The sequence below is a fragment of the Streptomyces sp. genome (genome assembly GCF_036524955.1).
GTDB lineage: Bacteria > Actinomycetota > Actinomycetes > Streptomycetales > Streptomycetaceae > Actinacidiphila.
In genome coordinates, this window is sequence record NZ_DATDBG010000205.1 from 1 (window position 1) to 5,044 (window position 5,044).

At 69.6% G+C, this 5,044-nt stretch carries 6 protein-coding genes and 1 pseudogene; 3 read left to right on the forward strand and 4 right to left on the reverse strand.

Annotated elements, in window-relative coordinates; genetic code table 11:
• Nucleotides 1-195 precede the first annotated feature (195 nt).
• A complete protein-coding gene (locus VIW71_RS16890; RefSeq protein ID WP_331623133.1) occupies nucleotides 196-573 on the forward strand; it encodes an ArsR/SmtB family transcription factor in 378 nt (125 codons plus the stop codon).
• Nucleotides 574-659: 86 nt separating this feature from the next.
• Complete coding sequence (locus tag VIW71_RS16895) at nucleotides 660-875, forward strand: hypothetical protein (RefSeq protein ID WP_331623134.1); 216 nt, start codon at nucleotides 660-662, stop codon at nucleotides 873-875.
• Between the two features lie 241 nt (nucleotides 876-1,116).
• Here VIW71_RS16895 and VIW71_RS16900 read toward each other — a convergent pair whose 3' ends face one another.
• From VIW71_RS16900 to VIW71_RS26585, 4 genes and pseudogenes are all read right to left on the reverse strand, one after another.
• Nucleotides 1,117-1,569: an Lrp/AsnC family transcriptional regulator gene (locus VIW71_RS16900; protein WP_331623136.1), complete on the reverse strand. Its 453-nt coding sequence runs from the start codon at nucleotides 1,567-1,569 to the stop codon at nucleotides 1,117-1,119.
• Between the two features lie 749 nt (nucleotides 1,570-2,318).
• The gene (locus VIW71_RS16905; protein WP_331623137.1) at nucleotides 2,319-2,651 is read right to left on the reverse strand and encodes an ArsR/SmtB family transcription factor; all 333 of its coding nucleotides are present in this window, start codon (nucleotides 2,649-2,651) and stop codon (nucleotides 2,319-2,321) included.
• On the reverse strand, nucleotides 2,648-3,235 hold the full coding sequence (locus VIW71_RS16910; RefSeq protein ID WP_331623138.1) for a hypothetical protein: 588 nt from the start codon (nucleotides 3,233-3,235) through the stop codon (nucleotides 2,648-2,650). The genes VIW71_RS16905 and VIW71_RS16910 overlap by 4 nt, the downstream gene beginning before the upstream one ends.
• Before the next feature lie 44 nt (nucleotides 3,236-3,279).
• Nucleotides 3,280-3,573: pseudogene (locus VIW71_RS26585) on the reverse strand (hypothetical protein); the annotation flags it as partial.
• A 316-nt stretch (nucleotides 3,574-3,889) separates the two neighbouring features.
• On the opposite strand from VIW71_RS26585, the gene VIW71_RS16915 reads away from it, so the two are divergent.
• Nucleotides 3,890-4,951, forward strand: coding sequence for an esterase-like activity of phytase family protein (locus VIW71_RS16915; protein ID WP_331623139.1), 1,062 nt, complete (start codon nucleotides 3,890-3,892; stop codon nucleotides 4,949-4,951).
• Nucleotides 4,952-5,044 lie beyond the last annotated feature (93 nt).

Below are 5,044 nucleotides of genomic sequence, written 5' to 3' on the forward strand. Positions count from 1 at the left end.
CGCACCGTATCGCCGACACGGACCACGCCCGGGGTGATCCGGCCGCCGGACAGTGGTACTTCGCCCTCAGCTCCGTCCATGGCTCCAGCTTCTCGTGACACTGGACGCCGGGCCGGCTGCATGGCCAGGCATGTGGCGCCCGCCTGCAGGGCCGGATTCGCTGCTTCCCGGGGACCCCGGTGTTAGCATCTTCCTATGCATGCAGATATCGAAGGTTTCCACGTTCCGGACGACGAGGTCATCGACGAGGCATGCGACGTCCTGCGGATTCTCAGTGACCCGACACGGATGCGGTTGCTGTACGCGCTGTCGCAGGGTGAGTCGAATGTGGCGTGTCTCGCCGAGATCGTGGGGGCGAATCCGACGGCCGTCAGCCAGCACCTGTCCAAGCTGCGGCTGGCCGGCATCGTGAAGGCGCGTCGGCAGGGCACGTTCATGTACTACACGGTGGTGGACCCGACCGTGCACCGCGTCCTCAGCACGCTGCTCGGCCAGCTCGGCCCGCAGGGCGACGACGCGACCCCGCACGGGGCGGCCACCCCGCACCACGAGGCCGCCGCGATCCCCTCCTAGCCCTGGCCCGCACACCACGGCACGCCCGTGCGGGTCTTCCCGGGCCGGCCTGGCTTCCCGCGCATCCGCGTGCCGCGGGTCGCCGCGTGGCCACAGGGGTTCGCTCCTTCGTACCCGGCATGCCCGGTGCCGCGTACGAGGCGGAACATTTCCGAGATGTGCACGGTGTCGCCCGGTCGCGCACAGGCGAGCAGCTCGCCGAACTTCGGCCGTTCCAGCGGGTGGAGGCGGCTGGAGGTCCCGGCCTGTTCCTCGAAGACGACCGGGCCTCGATCCCGGCCTCGTCCAGGACGCGGTTCTGACGGTCGGTCGACTCCTGGTCGGTCGAGACCCGCTTGTAGACCAGGTTCGCCACTCGTGGACCCCTTCCGTAGGGAGGATTGGGACCCTATCTGTCGTCAAACCCTGTCATCAATCACCATCGGATCTGATTGGATTCGGGCCGCCGCGAACCCCCGGATTGCACGGGTTCATTGGACGCGTCGGACGCCTGTCGTCAAACGACCGTTTGCCGACAGGGGGGCTCGGGGATCGGGGGCGCGGCTATTCGGGCAGAGGTCTGTCCTGGACGACGTTCTTCATGACCAGGGTGGAAGTCAGGCGTTGGACGCCGGGCAGTCGGGCGAGCTGCTGGTCGTAGAGCTGCTGAAACGCGGCCAGGTCGGTGGTGGCGACCCGCAGGAGGTAGTCGGGTTCGCCGAACAGGCGCTGTGCCTGGAGCACGTGCGGGACGGCGGCCACGGCCTCTTCGAAGGCGGTGACGGTGTCGGGGGTCTCCCAGCGCAGGGTGGCGAAGACGAGGGCCTCGAAGTTCAGGCCGACGGCGGCCGGGTCGACGACGGCCCGGTAGCCGCGGATCGCGCCTTCACGTTCGAGGTCGCGCAGGCGGCGGTGGCAGGGCGAGACGCTGAGCTGCACGCGAGCGGCCAGCTCAGTGACCGTCAGACGGCCGTCGAACTGCAGCTCGGTAAGAATCTTCCGGTCCAAGGCGTCCATGGAGAAGATTCTCCCCCACATGACACGATCGGGGGGTAAAGACGCAAACATTTTCGGACGTATCGGGCCTAGCTTCCCTCCAGAGCAAGAAATGCGAGAGGGAACGATCGATGGGCACGACGACTCTGGCGGCCTTCCTGACAGTGGACCTGCTGCTGGTGTTCAACGCAGCTGCCGACCACACCCCTGTGGCTCCCGATGCGTTGCGCATGCCCTACCCGCGCGCATGGCCCCCGGCGGGATCAGCGGGCGCTGCTCAAGCGCACTGACGGAGCGGGCGGGTACAGGCGGAGCAGAGAGGGCGCTTACCTTACCGCCCGTACCCGTTCCGGCGGCTCGTTCTGTACAGGTCAGAGGGTGATGGTGCCGCGGATACAGCTAGTGGCAGCGCCGCCGACCCAGACGGTGCCGTCCTCGTCGGCGGTGATCTCGATGGTTCCGGCCCGGCCCACGCGCGTGCCCTGGGATACCCCGTCACCTGGAAGAATCTTGCCGAGTCTTCGCGGGAAGGACGTGCCCGGCCTCAGCACTCGGTGATCCGGAAGGTCCTGCTCGCCGCTCCGCGGGAGCAGCCCGAGGTCATTCCTGCCCACCGTCGTCGTCCTCGTCCAGCTCCGGCGCGTCCGGGTCGCGGCAGCGGGCGCAGGGCGCCGGCGGTCGGCGTCGAGGCCGTGAAGCTGTAGCGGCCGAGCAGGTTCAGGTTGCGGTGCTTGAGCGGGGAGAGCCGGGCGACATTTGCCCCTGGAGCACTAACCGTCCGGCGCCGTGCACTCGGTGATCAGCTCGACAAGTTCCCTCATCGGCGTCAGCACCCCCGCGACCTCGGCGGCGTTGAATGCGTACAGCCGCAGCGTGCCCCTGCGCTCGACGCTGAGCAGCCGGGCGTCGCGGAGGATCTTCAGGTGATGGGAGACCGCGGGCTGCGACAGCTTCATCCGCGTGGCGATTTCGCCGACACTGAGCGGGGTGCGGGAGTTCAGCAGCAGGACGACGATGGCCTGCCTGCGCTCATCGCCCAGTGCGGTGAACAGCGGTTGGCTCTGGGTGAAGCGGACGACGATGTCCTGCGCCGAGACCGTCATCTCGGTACCACGGGCGGCAGGGCCTGACGGAGTTCCTTGAGCCGGGCCACCGGCAGCCCGCAGGATTCGCCCTCGCTGATCCACCCGTCCAGCATCTCACGTGTCTGCGCGGCCAACTTGGTGAAGTGCGCTTCGAGGTAGCGAGGCAGGTCGAACGGAGCCAGGCGGGGAAGCAGCCGGAGGGCGGCGCCGACCAGCCATGGCGGGGCGACCCGGGGCGGTTTGCGGCTGCTGAGCGCGGCGACCACCGCGACCGCCTCGCCGGCGGCCGAGGCGGGCAGGCTCAGTCCGACGCGAAGGGTCGGCAGAGACCAGCTGGCGATCTCCAGCGCCGCGACATACGGCATCTGCTGGGCCGCACCGAGTTCGCCGGTGCCGGCCCGGCCTGCCTTCCGGGCCCGGACGCCCCCCGCCCGCAGCGCCGCGATCACCGGCCGCACCCGGTCTTCGGTGCCACTGACCACGGGTGCCGCACCGGGCGGCAGCCAGTACGCGACGCCGGCCGTCGGCACTTCGTCGACCAGCGGCGCATGGTAGGCCAGCACGGACGGCACCACCTGGACGATCTGTTCGTCCGGCCACACGTACGTGCCAGTGTCGGCCGGTCGTGCGCGTCCTGGCCGATGGCTACGATCGTCGCGTCGCCGACGCGTTCCCGCAGGGCGGGTACCCACGGTTCGTGGAGAGCGGTCGAGGACACGCACAGCCAGACCTGGTCCCATGCGCCGTCGGTCAGGTCCGTGGCCACCCGGTCGGGACGCAGGTGCTGAGCGAGCGGCTTTCCCGGCCGCCGCAGCCGAAACAGTGTCCGCCCATCCGCCGTCCACCCGTCCTGACCCGGCTTGACCAGATAACTGACGGCCGCGCCGCCCTTGGTGAGCCACAGGCCGAAGACCTGTCCGAGTGCGCCCGCGCCGATCACCAGAACCTTCGCCCTGACCAGCTTTCATATATCGAAATATTTAGATGAATAAAATCTAGCGGTTCGGCGACGCGGTGTCGATCCGGAGTCGGCCCGTCTCAACCTTCACCGACGACCCGACGACCCGGAGGTCACCGTCGCTGTCGCCGCGAGACACGGTTGCCACGACCCTCTCCGGAGAGGAATTTTTTCCCTGGCGGATACCTATCGACGCGCGTAGATCAGATATGCCAACGTTTCGCCGTACCCGCCGCGACGTCCGCACCTCGCACCTCGCACCTCGCACCTCGCACCTCGCACTGAGAGAAGCCCCACCTTGCACCCTCGCCTGATCAGCGCCGCCACCTCCCTCCTCGTGGCCGCCTCCTGCCTGACCCTCACCGCTCCCACCGCCGACGCCGACACCGACGATCACGGAGGCAACGGCCCGACCGCCAACGCCTGCTCCCCGTGGACGACCATCGACGGCTTCTCGGACGCGCTGGACAAGACGACCTTCGACGGTGCCGTCGTCGGCGAGCTGTCCGGGCTCGCGGTCGACACGGACGGGCACCTCGTCACGGTCTCCGACAAGTCGTCGATGCTCACCCTGGACTCCCGGACCAGGCAGCCCACTTCCGTCCTCCCGCTGGCCGACGAGAACGACGCGCGGCTGGACTCCGAGGCGGTCGTGGTGGACGCCGACGGCACCCGGCTGGTGACCTCGGAGATCGACTCCTCGGTCCGCCGCTACTCCCGCAACGGGGAGCTGATCGGCCGGCTGCGGGCGGCGGCCGAGCTGCAGGTCGCGCCGGCCGGGCGGGCCACCCGCAACCTCACCTTCGAGGGCCTGGCCCTCCAGCCCGGCGGCCGGACCCTGATCGCGTCCATGGAAGGCGCCCTCACCGGCGACGACGCCGACCTGCGCCGCTTCCAGACCTGGCAGCGCGTTCAGCGGTCCACCGACTTCCGCCTCGGCGCGCAGCACGCCTACCGCGCCGACGCCGGGCTGGACATCTCCGACATCTCACCGGCGGACGACGGCCGCCTGCTCGTACTGGAGCGCGGCTACACCCCGAACGTCGGCAACACGGTACGCCTCTACCTCGCCGACCCCGGCCACGCCTCGGACGTCAGCGACATCGAGAACCTGACCGGACAGCACGCCGTACGCATCGTCCGCAAGACCCTCCTCGCCGACATCGGCGACTGCCCCTCGCTCGGCGCCGCCGCCAGGCAGCCCCAGCCCAACCCGCTGCTCGACAACATCGAAGGCGTCACCGTGACCGGCCGCACGCCCGACGGGCGGCTGCGCCTGCTGCTCGTCAGCGACGACAACGGGCGAGCCGACCAGATCACCCGCCTCTACGACCTCACCACGCGCCTTCCCCGGCGGTAAGCGGCCGCAAGGCACATCGCGGCCTCGTACAACGCACCCCTGGCACGTACGTGGTGCGCCGAGTACGGCGGTGGGGGGGGGGGGGGGGGGGGG